The sequence below is a fragment of the Treponema sp. HNW genome, from assembly GCF_050320395.1.
GTDB lineage: Bacteria > Spirochaetota > Spirochaetia > Treponematales > Treponemataceae > Treponema_C.
Genome location: NZ_CP144459.1, coordinates 1,505,976 through 1,522,295 on the forward strand (window position 1 = coordinate 1,505,976; position 16,320 = coordinate 1,522,295).

Genomic DNA, 16,320 nt, shown 5'->3' on the forward strand with positions numbered 1-16,320 from the left:
GCCGCCAATCGCTTGACACAAGCCTTTTTTTTTACTATATTAATTACAGTTAATAAAGGTTATTACTGCGGCTTATTTAATAAGCGGCCGCGTTTTCCTGCCCGGATGGTGGAATTGGTAGACACGCTAGTTTCAGGTACTAGAGCCTTCACGGGTGTGCAAGTTCAAGTCTTGTTCCGGGCATTTTTAATCTATTTTGCTGTTTTTTATTCGGTAACTCTGGATTTTTTTTTATAAGTAGGGTATTCTGTTATCATGAATCACAAACACGGTCCCAAGTTTTTTTGTGAATTTTGTGATACGGAAGTCCCCCTGAATGCACGTCTTTGTCCTAAATGCGGCCGATTTTTTGCCTCGGTTCGCTGCCCCAATTGCGGTCATACGGGAGAACATGCGGCTTTTAAAAAGGGCTGTCCCAAATGCGGTTATGCGATGAGAACGGCCGATGAGGAGCCTTTATCGGAACGGACGGAGAAAAAGCGGAAAAAAAACGACGATCCGCTTCCGCCGTGGATATATGCCGCAATACTCGTATTGCTTGCTCTTGTTTTAAAGATTTTATACGACTTCTTGCGCTGAACAATCACTACGGGACGATAATACGCGGTACACGGGCCGAAATTCCGGTTAATATTTCATAGCTTATCATATCGGCAATTTTTGCCACTTCATCGGCTCCGCAGCAGTTTTTTTGACAGCCGAATATATACGCATCATCCCATCTTTCAATTTCATCTTCAAGACCTATATCGACCATACACTGATCCATACAAATACGGCCGACTACCGGATAGTTTTTACCCCTGATGTTTACATGTAAGCCCGGACAAAGGCGGCGGGGAATACCGTCTCCGTAACCGATTCCTAGGGTTGCAATACGTGTTTTTTGCGCGGCGGTCCAGGTTCTTCCGTATGAAACGGAATCCCCCTTTTCAACCGTTTTTATACCGACTACGGATGCCGTCAATTCCATAACCGGCTTTAAATTAAAGCTTGTTCGGCATTCCGCGGCCTGCTCGGACGGGAAATACCCGTATACAAGAATGCCGGTGCGCACCATATCGAAGACGGCATTCGGATACATAAGGGTCCCTCCCGAGGCCGAACAGTGCAGTATGCCCGGATTAATACCGGCTTTTTTTACCGCTTCGACACTGTCCCTGAACAGGCGAATCTGTCTTTGCGTATACTCAATATCTTCCGGCTCAAGGGAATCCGAGACGCAAAGATGAGTACACATGCCGGCCAAATACAGATTTTCGCAGCGGTTAATATATGAAGCTAAAAAAGCGGCATCTTCGCTTTTGCAGCCGATGCGCCCCATGCCCGTATCTATTTTAAGGTGAACGGGAAACTTATGTACCGCGGCACCGGTATCCCGCATTGCCTGTACGTAGGACGCGGCACTTTTATTGAGCGCGTCAATATACTCCGTATCGCATACAAAGGGGGTTAAATTTCCGCGCACCGCTTCGGGAATTTCTTCGGGAACGGTTAAACCGAAAAGTAAAATGGGTTCTTTTATTTCGGCGTCGCGCAGGCGGCGGCCTTCGGCAACCGAAGAAACGGCAAGACAGTCCGCCCCCGATTCCACCGCTTTACGCGCAACTATAATGTCTCCGTGTCCGTATGCATTCGCTTTAACCGACACGCACAGCTTTGCTTTTCCTATATTTTTTTTAATTTGCCGTATATTATGTTCCAAATTGGAAAGATAAATGCGAGCTTGATTTCCCTTCATGCAGAACAGCATCCTTTTATACAGATTATTCTCTACATGATAATAAAACCCGACATTCATTGCAAGTAAAAAAAGCAAAAAAATAAATAATTTGATATTGAAATTCATAGCCTTCAAGGGTACAATGAAGAAAAATACATACGGGGTTTTATATGACTATACCTGATTTCCGTTGCAAAACAAAATTTTATACAAGCATGAGCGCCGCTACGGTATGCGGTATACTTTTATTTTTTATATCCTGCGTATCCGTACCTGACAAAAAGGACGATTCCTATGCGCAGGAAGCTGCACGTGCGCTTACCGAAGAAACCGCTGAAAGCGAAACGGAGGGCCTTATATCGCCGGATGATACCCGCGAAATAAAAAAACCTTCGGGTAAAAAAACGTCGGGAGCCGAAGCAAAAAAGCTTACCGTCATATATGAGGAAGAAAAAACCGAAGCTCCCGACCTGCTCGGCGAGTATAAAACCCTGCTTGAAGGCTTGAATCTCCGATCGGATAAGGCGCCGCCCCCCGTAAAAAACGGCAATACCTTTGCTTCGGACTTTTCGGTTTTAGTAACGGATGCTCGGGACATGCCCGTCCAAGGGGTAAGCATTACCGTAAAATATCCTTCGGATAATTTAAACGGCACCATTGTATTCGCCTCGGAAGATATAATCAGCGATGAAGAAGGCAGGGCTTTTTTTACCAGTCCCCTTCCCGAGTTTTCCTGTTTATCCGAAATTCTGTTTTACATCAGTCCGGAAAAAACCGATGAAGCCGTTCTTTCCTATGCGGAAGAAATTGCTTTACGTATGCCCTACCGCGTATACACGGATAAAACGCATAAAACGATTTCGGTGTCCGTTTTGGACTATAATCAATCCGGAAAACCCGTACGCTCCAACAGCTTTTCATCCTCGGCTTTTTTAAAAGCTTTGTACAAAAAGGGATTCCGCAGGGCCGGCAATGCGGATTTTATAGATGAAATAAACGGCGGCAAAACCGACCTTTTATATAAAAACGCCGCGGCCTTATTCAGAGGGACGGTCGATTATTTAATTTTCGGTACGGTAAAATATAAAAATCCTGTTGAACAAACTGCCGACGGCTTATACGGCGTTACGCTGACGGCCGAACTTTCCGTTATGGACATGAAAAGCGGCGCCCTTATTTTAAATACTTCGCAGGATTTTTTTGCACAGGATAAGGGAGAATGGCAGCTTTTGGACGGTATACGCAACAATATGATCGGACCGGCTTTAGCCGACTTTTTATATTATAACTTTTAAAATCGACAGGAATTGCCTTATGGAATACACGGATACAAGAGACGGTTCCGTCAGAACCGATTTAAAAACGGCCGTATTAAGCGGAATGAATCCGGCAACGGGGGGCCTCTATATTCCCGTACGTATACCGCGTCTTGACGATGCTCTTTTAAATAAATGCTACGGTCCCTCGTTCAGGGACGTTGCCTTTGAAACGGCAAAGTTATACTGCGCAGATGAAATTCCCGATTCGGATTTGCAGGAAATCATTGCGGACTGCTACCCCTTTAATGCCCCCGTCGTTCCCGTAGATCCGGTAACCTATATTCTGGAATTGTTTCACGGTCCCACCTGTGCCTTTAAAGATTTCGGGGCGCGTTTTATGGCCCGTCTCATGGCATATTTTAACCGTGAAGAAAAAAAGCCCTTGCATATTTTGGTTGCAACTTCAGGAGATACGGGAAGCGCGGTCGGAAGCGCCTTTTCGGGAGTTGAGGGGATAAACGTAACGATTTTATATCCGAAGGGAAAAATCAGCTACTTACAGGAAAAACAGCTTTCAACTTTTACGGGCAATGTCCGTTCCCTGGCAGTGGAAGGCAACTTCGACGACTGTCAACGCCTGGTAAAAACGGCCTTCACCGACACCGCTTTAAGAAAAAAATTCAGGCTTTCATCGGCAAACTCAATCAACATAGCACGGCTTTTACCCCAAAGCTTCTATTACGTATATGCCGCCCTTTCCGTAAAATGCCGCAGTTTGCACGACAATAAAATAGAAAATCCGTCAATCATCGCCATTGTTCCTTCCGGCAACTTCGGAAATCTGACTTCAGGCTTAATCGCTCAAAAAATGGGTGCTCCCATTACGGGATTTGTTGCGGCAACAAATGTCAATAAAACCGTTCCGGACTGGCTTGCGAGCGGACGGTACGAACCGCGCGAATCGAAGTCTACCCTTTCAAACGCTATGGATGTAGGGGCTCCGAGCAATCACGAGCGTATAACGGCTATGTATACTCGCGATGAATTAAAACAATTTGTCGCTTCTTATTGGACCGATGATGAAGGAACCCTCGAAGGTATTGCATCATGCCATGAACGCACCGGCTATATTATAGACCCCCACGGAGCGGTAGGATGGCAGGCATGGTACAATATACGAAAGGGCGCCATGCTCAAGCTTATGTCGGGTTTTCCCAACAGCAGTGAAAATCCCGGCTTGACGGCGAATATTCCGTTTTGGGCCCAAAGCATCTTGGATAACAAGGCGGTCGGTATTGTACTTGAAACCGCACATCCTGCAAAATTCGGAGAAACGGTCAAACGGGCGACGGGACGCGAACCGGCTATCCCCGACCGTTTGGAAAAAATACTCAATTTACCCGACAGATCCGTTTCGATAAAAAACGATTACGCGGAATTTTCAAAATGGCTGCAAAAAAATTTATCGGGTTATTGATATACAGCGCACATAAAGTACTTGACACTTTTAACGCTTTTTGCTAATATAATTTTCAGCCGTTTTACCGAACGGTGCTTTGCGGATGTCATATAACGGCTATTATCTCAGCCTTCCAAGCTGATGACGTGGGTTCGACTCCCATCATCCGCTCTATCCTTTACAGTCTTATTTTACGCGGGTTCCGATATTGTCAAAATCGTCAATATCCATGGTTTCGAGCTTTTTATAAATTGAAGGTTCCCTAAAGCGTGCGCGTCCGTTCCGCGGGGGATATACAATCGAGTTGTGCGCCCGTATTTCGGCTTCCAAGTCGGCAACGGCCGAAGGCTTTAAAAGCGGCTCTCCGAATACCAGTATATCGGCTGCGCGCGCTCCTTCAGGCAGGGAAACGAGTTTTTCCGGATTACGCACATAGGTACGCCTTCCTGTCGCACAGGTATAAACACTGTCTCCTATTTTTATATATTTATCTATGAGTACGGGTTCATCCGAAACCGCTGCGGCGCCGATACGCAGTTCCGCCCTTTCTTCGGTAAAATCGGCCTTTGTTATCCAATAGCGGATTTTATATACCGTTTTAAAATCATCGGAAGTATAAAAGCCTGCAATTTCGCGCGCAGCGGGTACGTTTTCCGTTGTAAAATCGTTTCGGTTGTTTTCGGGCCGCCAAAAGGTTCCGCCCGGAACCCGGTGAGAAGTCCAAAATTCGGCATAGATACCGCCGTTAACAAGAGCAAGAGGCATACTTGCCGCTTCTTTCCCCGGCGGATAGGGTCCGTCGTAATAGTAGCGGTAAAAGGGCTTTAAAACGATTTTTGTTTGTGCCGAATCGAAACCGTCAAAGTATACAAAACGCTCGCTGTTTTCCCAAATACCTGCAAATTCCGATTTTTCCCGGGAACCGTCCGTACTTGAAACGGAATCGTTTAGTATATCGGCATCCTGCGCACACAGCGCATACACAAGCAAGAGAGAGCACAAAATACCGATACATCTTGGCTTTTTTGCCGAAAAAAACAGACCCATATCCACAGTATCGGCACAATAAGTACGGCGCAAAAGCCGTTTTACCGTGCCGCATTTCAAACTATTTAGTAAAGAGCTTATCGATACGGTCCTGATACAGCTCGGTTATTTTATGACGCATAATTTCCTGTTTTATCGAGAGTTCCCGGCCGATTTCAAAACTGTCGGGCAAAAGTTCAAAGCTGTAAATGTATTCGCAGGGGCGAAAACCGGTTGATATATGAATGCGGTGTTTGATTTCTCTTTGAATCAATTTATGCACCAGAGGGTTTTGAAGTAAATCGTTATAATCAAGATAAAAAAGCATGTGTTCCGAGGCAAAAGCGCAGAGGGCATCTTTATTGGGAACAATGAGGGCTCCCAAATACCGCCGATCATGACCGGTTACAAAGGCGCTTTCTATATAGGCACTTGCAATAAGAGCTTTTTCCAAGCCCATGGGCTCGATATTTTCTCCGCCGGAAAGTACAATCGTATCCTTTGCCCGTCCGGTGATTTTAATTTCATTATCCAAGCTGAGCATTCCCAAATCGCCGGTATTGAGCCATCCGTCCTTATCGATAATTTCAGCGGTTAAATCGGGTCTCTTATAATATCCCTTCATAATCTGCTCGCCGCGGGCAAAAATCAAGCCCCGATGGCCGGGAGGAAGCTCAATACTTGTGTCGGTTTCATCACGAATGCTTATGGAAGCGGAAGGATATACTATTCCGACGCAGCCGGGGCGGGGTTTTACACAGTCACGGACGGAAAGAACGGGGGCGGCTTCGGTGATACCGTAGCCTTCAAGTAAGGTAAGATTGATTGCACGATAAAAATCGTCTATGTCCGGCGGTAAAGCTCCTCCGCCGGATATGGCTGCGGTAAGACGGCCTCCCAGCTTTTTTTTGATTTTTCGGTATACGAATATGTCGCCGAGGGCATAGAGGGGCAATAAGGCCATATAGGGGAAGATTCCCACGCAAAAATCCCGAGCCCGTGACTTTTGAACATAGCTGCACACACGCCCGGAAATATGTTCTTTAGCCCATGCAAAGCGCTTTCCCACTCCGATAAAAAAAGTAAACAGAGCCAAACTTAAACCGCCTTCTTTACGTACGGCACGCCATACACCGTTCGCAAAGGCTTCCCACAGGCGCGGCACACCGCACATCCACTGGGGTTTTATAACTTCCAAATCCGCCATCATAATGCCCGATGCGGGTTTTGAATAGGCTATGCCGCTTTTGAGGGTTATCGCAATATATTGAATGACGCGCTCAAAGCTGTGCCATACGGGCAATACGCTGAGCCACATATCTCCGGGCTTTACGGTTAAAACCCTGCCGACAACTTCCAATTGTGCCATGTAGTTGCGGTGTGTAAGCATAACGCCCTTAGGGATATTTGTAGTCCCCGATGTAAAAATAATCGTTGCAAGATCGGAACCTTGAATATCGTTCATGTTTTTTTCGATTTCCGCTCGGCGTGCATGCCCCATTTTTTTACCGCGAGACATTAAGCTGCGGTAATCGTATACATGAAGACCCGCACAAACTCCCCTATCGATTTCATCGTATGCCAAATCTTCAAATACGACGGCCGTTTTTAAAAGCGGCGGCTTTTGCTGAAGCACCTTATCGAGCTGAGCCATGTTTTCGAAAATACCGTAAGAACAATCGGCAAAAGAAATAATATACTGTAACTCTGCGGCGGAGGAATCGCATCCGCGCGGAACGTCAACCGCACCCAAGGATAAGAGGGCAAAATCGGCAATAAGCCATTCTTTACGGTTGTCGGAAATTAAAGCGGTATGAGTTCCCTTTGTAATGCCGATACTTTTTAATGCAAGGGCAAAAGAAAGGATTTCTTCATAAATCGTTTTAAAGCTGTATGAGCGAAAAACTCCGTGCTTATCTTTTGAAGCTTGGGCCGTTAAATCGGGGCAGATTTCCGCACGCGACTTAAATAAAAGCGGCAGGTTTACCGGCAATGTCGTGTCTATAAACTCTCTTTCCATATTGAGTTGTATTATATATCAAAATATAAAAAATTTCATAGACTTGACAAAAAAAAAATGTTAAAATGCAATATATATGGCTGACTGCATCTATCTTGTTAAATTGGGCGAATTGACTTTAAAAGGGACGAATATCCGCCTTTTTGAAAAAAAACTGATTGATAATACAAAGACTTATCTTAAACACACAAAGGTACGCATAGCTTTGCGCGCCGGCAGAATGTATATAGAAGGCGATGAAACTTATGCCGAAGACATCGAATATGCGCTCAAGCATCTTATCGGTATAAGCGGCTGGGCGCGTGCACGTATATGCGAAAAAAATATCGATGCCGTTAAAAAAGCCGTCTTTGAAGAAGCGCGGGCGGCAAAAGAAGCGGGAGTAAAAACTTTTAAAATAGAAGCGCGAAGAAGCGATAAAAATTTTCCGCTTACCTCCTATGAGATTTGCCGCGAAGCCGCTTCGCCGGTTTGCGATGCGCAATTGCTTGATGTAGACGTTCACCGTCCCGACTTGACCGTACACGTGGAAGTACGAGAGCGCTGCTTTGTCTACGGAAATGCGCACAAAGCAAACCGCGGTCTTCCGGTCGGAACGGGCGGTAAAGGGCTTCTTTTGCTTTCAGGCGGTATCGATTCGCCGGTTGCCGGTTACCGTATGCTCAGGCGCGGCATGAGCATGGAGGCCGTATATTTTCACGCTTATCCTTATACTTCGGACGAAGCAAAAAAGAAAACCGAAGATTTGGCAGCCGTATTGGCGCGCTATGCCCTCTTTATGCGTATGCATATCGTGTCTTTTACCGAAGTGCAAATGCGCATAAAACAGGCGGGACCGGAAAACTGGTCTACAATGCTGCTTCGTATGTGCATGATGAAAGCTGCAAGCGCAATTGCCCGTAAAGTCCGCGCCTCATGCCTTATAAGCGGAGAAAGCTTGGGTCAGGTTGCAAGCCAAACAATCGAAAACTTAAGCGTTACCGAAAGCGCAGGGGATATTCCTCTTTTACGGCCGCTTATCGGCATGGATAAAGAAGAGATAACGGAAACCGCAGTTGCAATCGGTACCTACGAAACTTCGATTTTGCCCTACGAAGACTGCTGCGTTTTATTTGCCCCCAAACATCCGGTACTGCGCGGAACCCTTGAAGAAGCGCGCCTGCTCTATGAAAAACTCGACTGCGCCTCCCTTATAGAAAAAGCCGTCAGCGAACGGGAAGTAAAAACTTTTTCGGTACAAAGGGATAAAAATTGAACGACGAGACAAGATTCAGGCTCTATAAACGCTTTATTTTTACCCTCGTTATCCTGAGTATTGCCGCCCTTTTTTTGGAGCAAATTCCCGATAAGGGGGCTGCCTTGCGGATTTTTACAAACGTCGTAGACGCTTTGCTTATCATCATTTTGCTTGTCGAAACGGCAGTACCGATTATTCAAACAAAATACAAGGGGCTATACATACGTTCCAATTGGCTTACCCTGATTTTTACCGTTGTTTCCCTATTGATATTTGCATACGCAAAACTGTTTCAGCCGCGCATGATTACCGGTAATGTAGCCGTTTCGGTTTTATTTTTCCGCAACCTCGCAGCAGGCTTTAAAATCTATACGCGTATAAAAAAACTGTCATCCTATTTCGAGCGTTTTACGGCAAACCCTGCCCAAAATATTTTACTCAGTTTTGTATTTTTAATTTTAGCAGGCACCCTGCTTTTAATGATGAGCTTCAGCACCGTCGATGAAAAAGGCATTTCTTTTATGGATGCCCTGTTTACGGCGACATCGGCGGCCTGCGTAAACGGCTTAATCGTAAAATCGACCGTATCGGACTTTACCCTTGCAGGGCAAATAGTCCTTCTCGTTTTGATGCAGATAGGCGGCTTGGGCATTATGCTTTTGTCGTTTTTTACGGTATTTTTACTGGGGAAAAAAATATCGCTGCAGGATAAAATGCTTTTAAGCTATATGCTCAGCGAAGACGATTCGTCAAGCCTTCGTTCAACCGTTTTGGAAATCGTCGCCGTAACCCTTGTTCTTGAAGCCGCCGGAGCCGTATTGCTTTTTATCGGTTTTGTGCCGACGCTGGGTTTGAGCGTAAAGAATCTCTATTATTCGATTTTTCATTCCGTTTCGGCTTTTTGCAATGCGGGCTTTTCCCTTTACGACACCGGTCTGGAAACGTTTAGACTGAACCCGCTTATTTTGCTTACGATAGCCTTTTTAATTATTTTCGGCGGTATAGGATTTTCCGTATTAAAAGAGCTTAGGCTGTTTTTTAAAGAACGCATTGCGCATTGCGTCTTTAAAGAAAAAACCGCCTATAAACATCATATCGGTTTAAACTCGCGTATCGCATTAAGCTTAACGGCCGGATTGCTGCTTACCGGAACCCTGCTTTTTTACGGCTTTGAGCACGGAAATTCCATGGCCGACTACGGTCTTGCAGAACAATACCTTTCGGCATTTTTCCAATCGGCAACCTTACGGACGGCGGGTTTTAACTCCGTTCCCTTTTCGCATTTTTTAACGCCCACCTATTTATTTATGTGCGCCTTTATGTTTATAGGCGGCGGCTCCGGCGGAACGGCAGGCGGTATGAAGACGGGAACGCTGAGCGTACTGTTTGCGGCGGGAAAAGCTTTTTTTACAGGCGGCGATAAACCGGTTATCGGCCGTTTTCAAGTGCCGGAACATAAAGTTAAAAGCGCCGTCCTTATTTTTTTTGCAGGCATTATTACCGTGTTAAGCGCAATTTTTATACTGTCGATAACCGAAAAACATAATTTGGTACATATTGTGTTTGAAGTATTTTCGGCAATTACCGCGGCAGGCCTTACGGCGGGTATTACGCCTCTTTTGTCGCTTGCAGGAAAAGCGGTTGTTATTTTATTAATGTTTTTCGGCCGCTTGGGCGCTCTGACGATAATGGCGGCGGCGGTTTTTAAATCGGACAGGGTAAATATCAATTTGCCCCAAGCCGATATTGCAATAGGATAATGTAAAACACTTGCACAATGGAGTAAATATGGCGAAGATAAAACAAAAGGTTTTTGCGGTATTCGGCTTGGGCATATTCGGTCAAACGATTGCCGATGCGCTGGCGGAAAAGGGGGCGGAAGTTATTGCAGTCGATAACGATCCTGCAGTAGTTGAAGAGTTTAAAAACAAGGTTACCACCGCACTGCACATAGATTCAACCGATAAAAAAGCGCTTGAAAAAGCGCCGCTCGACGACACCGATATTGCAATCGTAACGGTCGGCGACGATCTTGAAGCAAGCATTATTACAACCGTACTGCTTAAACAGCGCGGCATTCCCTATATTATAAGCAGGGCTGTTTCCGATGTTCATGCAGAAATCTTAAAGCAAATCGGTGCAAACGAAGTTATCAATATACAGGAAAACGTCGGAAAATCGCTCGCTCAGCGTTTAATCGCCCCCGAAATTTTGGAAACGATTCCGCTTTCAAGCGAATACAGCTTTGCCGAACTTTATGCGCCCGAACCCTTTATCGGCAAAAAACTGAGCGATATCGGCTTAAAAGAAAAATTCGGTTTGCATTTGTGTATGGTAAAACGCATTAAAACCGACATCGACGATTTGGGAAATCCCACACGGGAAGAAATTATTGTATTCCCCGATAACAACCTTGTGTTTGAAGCGTCGGATATTTTAATGGCGGCCGGAAGGCACGGCGATATCGAAGAGTTTAAAAAGATTTTGTAAGGATGAGGAGAAACCGATGCTTTTTATATCGCTGCCCATGTTTATTTTTTTATTTGTTTTTTCAGCGGGATTAAGCTTGGGTATGGGGATTACCGCATACCGTTTTTTTATCACGGAAAATAAAATAAGCGCCGAAAATTTTTTGTTTATTTCGATTTGTGCCGCCCTGTTTTTATGCCTGTGCTTTGCCTCCGTTATTATATATTCGCGGCAAAGGCGCAGTGCATTGTACCGTATAAACAAACTGGTGCGCGTAAACAGTGCCGCCGCAATAAAGCGGTTTTCCGAATTCGGGAAACTGGGAAAATTCTTTCAAAGTTTTTTTGAAAACATCTTGGATATCAGTGAACGGCGCGGTGAACGCATTGTATTTCTCGATCAGGCACTGCGCCTGATATGCGGCGAAACAAGCGAAAGCTTTGTCATAGTAAACGACTCGGGCGAAATAAAATATGCGGCAAAAGGGTTTGAAAAAAGCAATAACCTTGAGCAGGGAAACGGTACGCATTTTGCGGATTTGTATCCCGGCATACAGTACGACGATATTTTTACAACGGTATCGTACAGCCGTACCGAGCATATCGAAAAAGATGAAAAACACACATTCCGTTTTTTCCCCGTGTGTGAAAAAAACAATAATGTCCGCGGCCTCTTTGTTATCGTTGAAAAAAATACGATTATATCCTCAGGCAGCGAAACGGTAAAACAATTATATGAAAATATGACAGGTCAAGACAAAAGCGAAAGTTCATCGTCGGGGAAAACGGCAAAGCCTAAAAAACGCCTATTGTCTTTTTTTAAAAAACGGTAACCATAACACATTCTTTTTTGTACATTCCTGTTTGTCTCAGCGAAAATGTTGACGGTTCTTGTATCTGCATGTTACAATCTATATGCAGTATTGAATTAAAACACTGAGTTGATTTGTAAGGAAAGAATTTTGAAAAACAAAAACATCGTTTTTTACGGCATCGGTGTAATACTGCTTTTTTTTGCAGTGTTCACAAAATTCCGCGACGCTCCGGATGCACAAACGGAAGAAAAAAAAGAAACTGCGGTTTTTGCCGATGCGGGCTGGGACAGCGTTAAATTACATAATGCGATAACCGGCTTTATTATCTCAGAGGCGTACGGGTACGATTGGACGGAAGTTCCAGGCTCCACTCCCGTTATCCACGAAGGTCTTATAGCCGGCGAAATAGACATACATACGGAAGTATGGACTTCTTTAATTCCCGAATATGAAAACGATGTAAAACGGCATAGAATAAAAGAATTGGGGATAAATTATGACGACGACCGACAAGGCTTTTACGTACCGCGCTATCTTATCGAAGGAGACAGCGCGCGCGGCATACCGGCTTCGGCCCCCGATTTAAAAAAAGTTGCAGACTTAAAAAAATATCCGCACTTGTTCGAAGACAGCGAATCTCCCGGTAAGGGGCGGATTTACGGCGCCGTTCCGGGCTGGGCGGTCGACAATATAATGTTTAAAAAATATAAATACTATAAGCTTGACGACGATTTTATATACTTCCGTCCCGGCTCCGATGCGGCGCTTTCGGCAGCTTTAATTTCAGCCTATGACAAGGGACTGCCTATCGTTTCATACTATTGGGAACCGACATGGCTTATGGGAAAGTACGATTTTGTTTTATTGGAAGATGAGCCTTACAATGCCGTCGATTATGCCGAAGGTAAAACCGAATTGGCAGCGGTTCCCGTTACGGTTTGTATGAGCAATGCTTTTTATAACAATCATCCCGATTTGGCCGCTTTTTTTGCACGCTATAAAACATCGGCGGCTTTAACATCGCAAGCCCTTGCCTATATGCAGGATACAAAGGCCGACTATAACGAAACCGCCCGCCGGTTTTTACAAGAACATCCGGAACTTATCGAGCAATGGCTTGATCCGGATAAGGGTGCAAAGGTGACCAAGGCTTTAAAAGGGAACAAGCACAATAATAAAAAAAACCGTCTGTACGCCTTTCCCCTTCAAATACACATAAATAAGGATTCGGTCGATACGGCTATACGCGATTTCAGCATAAAACACGACGGCTTTTTCGGCGGCATTCGCAAAGGTTTGACTTTTTTTGTAAACGCAATCGAATTTTTACTCAGCTGTCTTCCATGGTGGTTTACCGTAATTTGCGTTTCATACGTTTTATTCAAACTGCGTAAAAAGATGCTTTCGTCGATTGTGTACGGCGTGCTTTTATTTTTTATCGGCGCATTCGGCTTATGGGATATGATGAATCAAACGCTTGCAATTGTCATAGCTTCGGTTATTGTTTCGCTGGTTGTCGGTTTTCCGCTGGGTATTCTTATAGCGGGAAACAATCGCGCTTATGCGGTTATACGGCCGGTTTTGGATACTATGCAAACAATGCCGGTGTTTGTATATTTAATTCCCGCGCTTTTATTTTTCGGTTTGGGAAAAGCGTCCGCCGTTATAGCAACTACGATTTATGCAACGGTTCCGATGATACGCATGACCTGCCACGGATTGCGCCGAATAGATACGGAAGTGTTGGAAGCGGCAAAAGCCTTCGGTTCGACAAAATTGCAATCGCTTATCAAAGTACAAATTCCTCAAGCCCTGCCGACCATTATGGCCGGTATAAATCAAACCATTATGATGACGATGGCGATGGTTGTAACAACTTCAATGATAGGCGCGCGAGGTTTGGGAATGGAAGTATTAATCAGCGTAAACAGAGTTGAAATAGGCCGGGGCTTAATTTCCGGAACCGCGGTTGTAATTGTCGCTATCATCTTAGACAGAATTACCCAGGCATTGGCAAAGCACAGCGAAGGAGACATACGGTGAGTATTATATTGTCAACCCGTAATCTGTCCAAAATTTACGGGCCGCAAAAGAAAAAAGCTCTTGAACTGCGTATGCAGGGTTTGACACAGGAAAAAATATACAACAAAACGGGCACAACCATTGCCCTTGATTCGGTTTCCTTGGATATTGAAAAAGGAAAAATCTTTGTGATTATCGGATTGTCCGGCTCGGGAAAATCGACTTTAATCCGCTTTTTTAACGGATTAAACAAACCGACAAGCGGTCAAATCTTTTATGAAGGTAAAGATATCGAATCTTTTAATAAGTCCGAAATGCGGGAGTTCCGCCGCAATAAAACGGCAATGGTTTTTCAGAATTTCGGATTGCTTACGCACCGCAATGTTATCGATAATGTCGCCTTCGGTTTGGAAATAAAAAAAGTTCCTAAAAAAGAACGCTACGAAAAAGCAGCTGAAATGATAAACCTTGTCGGATTAAACGGCAGAGAATATGAAAAAGTAACGCGCTTATCCGGCGGTATGAAGCAGCGCGTCGGAATTGCCCGCGCCCTTGCCGTGGATCCGGAAATTTTACTTATGGACGAGCCTTTTTCCGCCTTGGATCCCCTTGTGCGTAAAGATATGCAGTTTGAACTTTTATCGATTCAGCGTAAATTGGAAAAAACGATTATTTTTATTACCCACGACATAAATGAAGCGTTTAAACTGGGCGATACGGTTGCAATTATGAAAAGCGGACAAATTATTCAAACCGACACTCCTGAAAATATGGCGCAAAATCCGGCAAACGATTATGTGCGCGCCTTTATCGACAGTGCGGACAAAACACAGGTTTTAAGCGTTAAAAATATTATGTCAAAGCCCAACTGTCTTATAAAGCTTTCCTCGAATATAAAATTTGCAATCAATACAATGAAAAGCAACAAGGTTTCAAGCGCCTATGTTGTAGACGAGCATATGTGCTTTGCCGGTATTGTTACGATAAGCGATGCCGTAAAAGCCGAAGCTCAAAAATTAAAAATACGGGACATTCTTATACAAAATGCAAATACAACTTATTCCGAATGCCTTATCAGCGATATTATGGAAAAAGCGTCAAATACTCCCTTCCCCATTGCGGTAGTGGATAAAAACGGCGTTCTCCAAGGCATAGTATCGAAGGCGGAGATTCTTGCATCGCTGTTATAAGACACTTATAACTTGTATACACAAAGAAAACATATCTCAGGCAAGGCTTTTAACCCATAGATTTTTATGTGATAAACAGCTTTTTTTCGGTTTGATTTAACGTAAGGCTGTGCCCCCCCCTTGTCATTTTAACATCTTAATTATATAATATAATATCTATTTACAATCAAAACAGAGAGGATTTCCATGAACAATTTTCAGCAGCGTGTCTTGGCTAAAAAGCTGCCGCACTTCGGCGTATGGGTATGCGCCGCGCTCATCATTTGGGTTGTATCGTTTTTAACGTCGTATTTTCCGATTTGGGCAAACATACCCGTTAATGTCGTGCTTCCCTTTTTGGTTTTAATGTATTTAAAAACCGTTTTTTTCGAAAAGCTTAAACTTTCGACGCTTATCGTTCTTCGCACCGCAATCGTTGCCGCCGTCTTTTTGGACTATTTTGCCGGCATTAACGGCAAGTGGTTTGTTTGGGTGGTATTGGCATTTTTAAGCATCAACATTCTTGAAGCAACCTTTACCGATTTAAAATATAAAAAATATTTTAACTTTGTAACCGGTTTGGTTTTGGCGGTATCCGTATGGGCATTGGCACCCTCGTGGTATAACCTTTCGGGCAAAAGCTATGCCTTTTCGTACATCTACGAAGCGAACAGCTACGGAGCAAGCGAACAGTACGTATTTTGGGGAACCGTATGCTGGATTATCGCATACACGATTTGGAATTGGATTTTCGTTACCGACGAATTCAGTCCCTCGATTGCCTACCTGCACTTTGCCATCCTCGGTATGCCTCTTCTCGGCTGTATTATCACACGAAACCCCGGTTTATGGCTTGTATTCCGTGCAAATTCTTTAACCGTCGGCGGTATTTTGCAGATTTCATGCAAGCAAATTTTTGAAGAAAAATTAAAAAGCGAAAAGGTAATCGCCTTTGTAAAGGCCAGTCAAAAAACGGGGGTACAGGCAGTTCTCATGATTATAAACCTGATTTTAATGGCCGTTCCCTGTTATTTTGCAATTATGAGCATAGTAAAATAAAAATCGTTTTATAATTTTTGCTTATCGACACGGGCTGTTTCAAAAGACGGTTGTTTCAAAAAC

General features: G+C 44.3%; 13 protein-coding genes and 2 tRNA genes. 12 read left to right on the top strand and 3 right to left on the bottom strand.

What is annotated here, in order from left to right; genetic code table 11:
• Positions 1–99: 99 nt before the first annotated feature.
• Positions 100–183, top strand: a tRNA-Leu gene (locus tag V1L52_RS06900).
• Between the two features lie 72 nt (positions 184–255).
• Positions 256–579: a double zinc ribbon domain-containing protein gene (locus V1L52_RS06905; RefSeq protein ID WP_428768206.1), complete on the top strand. Its 324-nt coding sequence runs from the start codon at positions 256–258 to the stop codon at positions 577–579.
• A gap of 7 nt (positions 580–586) precedes the next feature.
• Here V1L52_RS06905 and alr read toward each other — a convergent pair whose 3' ends face one another.
• On the bottom strand, positions 587–1,741 hold the full coding sequence (alr, locus tag V1L52_RS06910; RefSeq protein ID WP_428768208.1) for an alanine racemase: 1,155 nt from the start codon (positions 1,739–1,741) through the stop codon (positions 587–589).
• Between the two features lie 197 nt (positions 1,742–1,938).
• On the opposite strand from alr, the gene V1L52_RS06915 reads away from it, so the two are divergent.
• From V1L52_RS06915 to V1L52_RS06925, 3 genes are all read left to right on the top strand, one after another.
• Positions 1,939–3,018: a hypothetical protein gene (locus V1L52_RS06915; RefSeq protein WP_428768210.1), complete on the top strand. Its 1,080-nt coding sequence runs from the start codon at positions 1,939–1,941 to the stop codon at positions 3,016–3,018.
• A 19-nt stretch (positions 3,019–3,037) separates the two neighbouring features.
• On the top strand, positions 3,038–4,459 hold the full coding sequence (thrC, locus tag V1L52_RS06920; RefSeq protein ID WP_428768212.1) for a threonine synthase: 1,422 nt from the start codon (positions 3,038–3,040) through the stop codon (positions 4,457–4,459).
• An 81-nt stretch (positions 4,460–4,540) separates the two neighbouring features.
• Positions 4,541–4,612: transfer RNA gene (locus tag V1L52_RS06925), tRNA-Gly, on the top strand.
• Between the two features lie 15 nt (positions 4,613–4,627).
• Here V1L52_RS06925 and V1L52_RS06930 read toward each other — a convergent pair.
• Both V1L52_RS06930 and V1L52_RS06935 read right to left on the bottom strand, forming a co-directional pair.
• A complete protein-coding gene (locus V1L52_RS06930; RefSeq protein WP_428768214.1) occupies positions 4,628–5,548 on the bottom strand; it encodes a hypothetical protein in 921 nt (306 codons plus the stop codon).
• A 1-nt stretch (position 5,549) separates the two neighbouring features.
• A complete protein-coding gene (locus V1L52_RS06935; protein ID WP_428768216.1) occupies positions 5,550–7,487 on the bottom strand; it encodes an AMP-dependent synthetase/ligase in 1,938 nt (645 codons plus the stop codon).
• A 76-nt stretch (positions 7,488–7,563) separates the two neighbouring features.
• Here V1L52_RS06935 and thiI point away from each other — a divergent pair, with 76 nt between their 5' ends.
• From thiI to V1L52_RS06970, 7 genes are all read left to right on the top strand, one after another.
• Positions 7,564–8,742, top strand: coding sequence for a tRNA uracil 4-sulfurtransferase ThiI (thiI, locus tag V1L52_RS06940; RefSeq protein WP_428768218.1), 1,179 nt, complete (start codon positions 7,564–7,566; stop codon positions 8,740–8,742).
• Positions 8,739–10,484 (top strand): potassium transporter TrkG, encoded by a 1,746-nt coding sequence (locus tag V1L52_RS06945; RefSeq protein ID WP_428768220.1) that lies wholly within the window; start codon positions 8,739–8,741, stop codon positions 10,482–10,484. Before thiI ends, V1L52_RS06945 begins: the two co-directional genes overlap by 4 nt.
• Before the next feature lie 28 nt (positions 10,485–10,512).
• Positions 10,513–11,214 carry a potassium channel family protein gene (locus tag V1L52_RS06950; RefSeq protein WP_428768222.1) on the top strand — a complete coding sequence of 234 codons (702 nt, stop codon included), beginning with the start codon at positions 10,513–10,515 and terminating at the stop codon, positions 11,212–11,214.
• A gap of 16 nt (positions 11,215–11,230) precedes the next feature.
• Positions 11,231–12,025: a hypothetical protein gene (locus tag V1L52_RS06955; RefSeq protein WP_428768224.1), complete on the top strand. Its 795-nt coding sequence runs from the start codon at positions 11,231–11,233 to the stop codon at positions 12,023–12,025.
• Between the two features lie 129 nt (positions 12,026–12,154).
• The gene (locus tag V1L52_RS06960; RefSeq protein ID WP_428768226.1) at positions 12,155–14,050 is read left to right on the top strand and encodes a glycine betaine ABC transporter substrate-binding protein; all 1,896 of its coding nucleotides are present in this window, start codon (positions 12,155–12,157) and stop codon (positions 14,048–14,050) included.
• On the top strand, positions 14,047–15,219 hold the full coding sequence (locus V1L52_RS06965) for a quaternary amine ABC transporter ATP-binding protein (RefSeq protein WP_428768228.1): 1,173 nt from the start codon (positions 14,047–14,049) through the stop codon (positions 15,217–15,219). The genes V1L52_RS06960 and V1L52_RS06965 overlap by 4 nt, the downstream gene beginning before the upstream one ends.
• A gap of 186 nt (positions 15,220–15,405) precedes the next feature.
• The gene (locus tag V1L52_RS06970) at positions 15,406–16,257 is read left to right on the top strand and encodes a DUF5692 family protein (RefSeq protein ID WP_428768230.1); all 852 of its coding nucleotides are present in this window, start codon (positions 15,406–15,408) and stop codon (positions 16,255–16,257) included.
• The last annotated feature ends 63 nt before the right edge of the window (positions 16,258–16,320 follow it).

What these genes read in the sequence shown, in the direction of transcription:
- V1L52_RS06905 (WP_428768206.1), top strand. Translation starts at nt 256, where the DNA reads ATGAATCACAAACACGGTCCCAAGTTTTTTTGTGAATTTTGTGATACG.
- alr (WP_428768208.1), bottom strand. Translation starts at nt 1,741, where the DNA reads ATGAAGGGAAATCAAGCTCGCATTTATCTTTCCAATTTGGAACATAAT.
- V1L52_RS06955 (WP_428768224.1), top strand. Translation starts at nt 11,231, where the DNA reads ATGCTTTTTATATCGCTGCCCATGTTTATTTTTTTATTTGTTTTTTCA.
- thiI (WP_428768218.1), top strand. Translation starts at nt 7,564, where the DNA reads ATGGCTGACTGCATCTATCTTGTTAAATTGGGCGAATTGACTTTAAAA.
- V1L52_RS06950 (WP_428768222.1), top strand. Translation starts at nt 10,513, where the DNA reads ATGGCGAAGATAAAACAAAAGGTTTTTGCGGTATTCGGCTTGGGCATA.
- thrC (WP_428768212.1), top strand. Translation starts at nt 3,038, where the DNA reads ATGGAATACACGGATACAAGAGACGGTTCCGTCAGAACCGATTTAAAA.
- V1L52_RS06915 (WP_428768210.1), top strand. Translation starts at nt 1,939, where the DNA reads ATGAGCGCCGCTACGGTATGCGGTATACTTTTATTTTTTATATCCTGC.
- V1L52_RS06935 (WP_428768216.1), bottom strand. Translation starts at nt 7,487, where the DNA reads ATGGAAAGAGAGTTTATAGACACGACATTGCCGGTAAACCTGCCGCTT.
- V1L52_RS06970 (WP_428768230.1), top strand. Translation starts at nt 15,406, where the DNA reads ATGAACAATTTTCAGCAGCGTGTCTTGGCTAAAAAGCTGCCGCACTTC.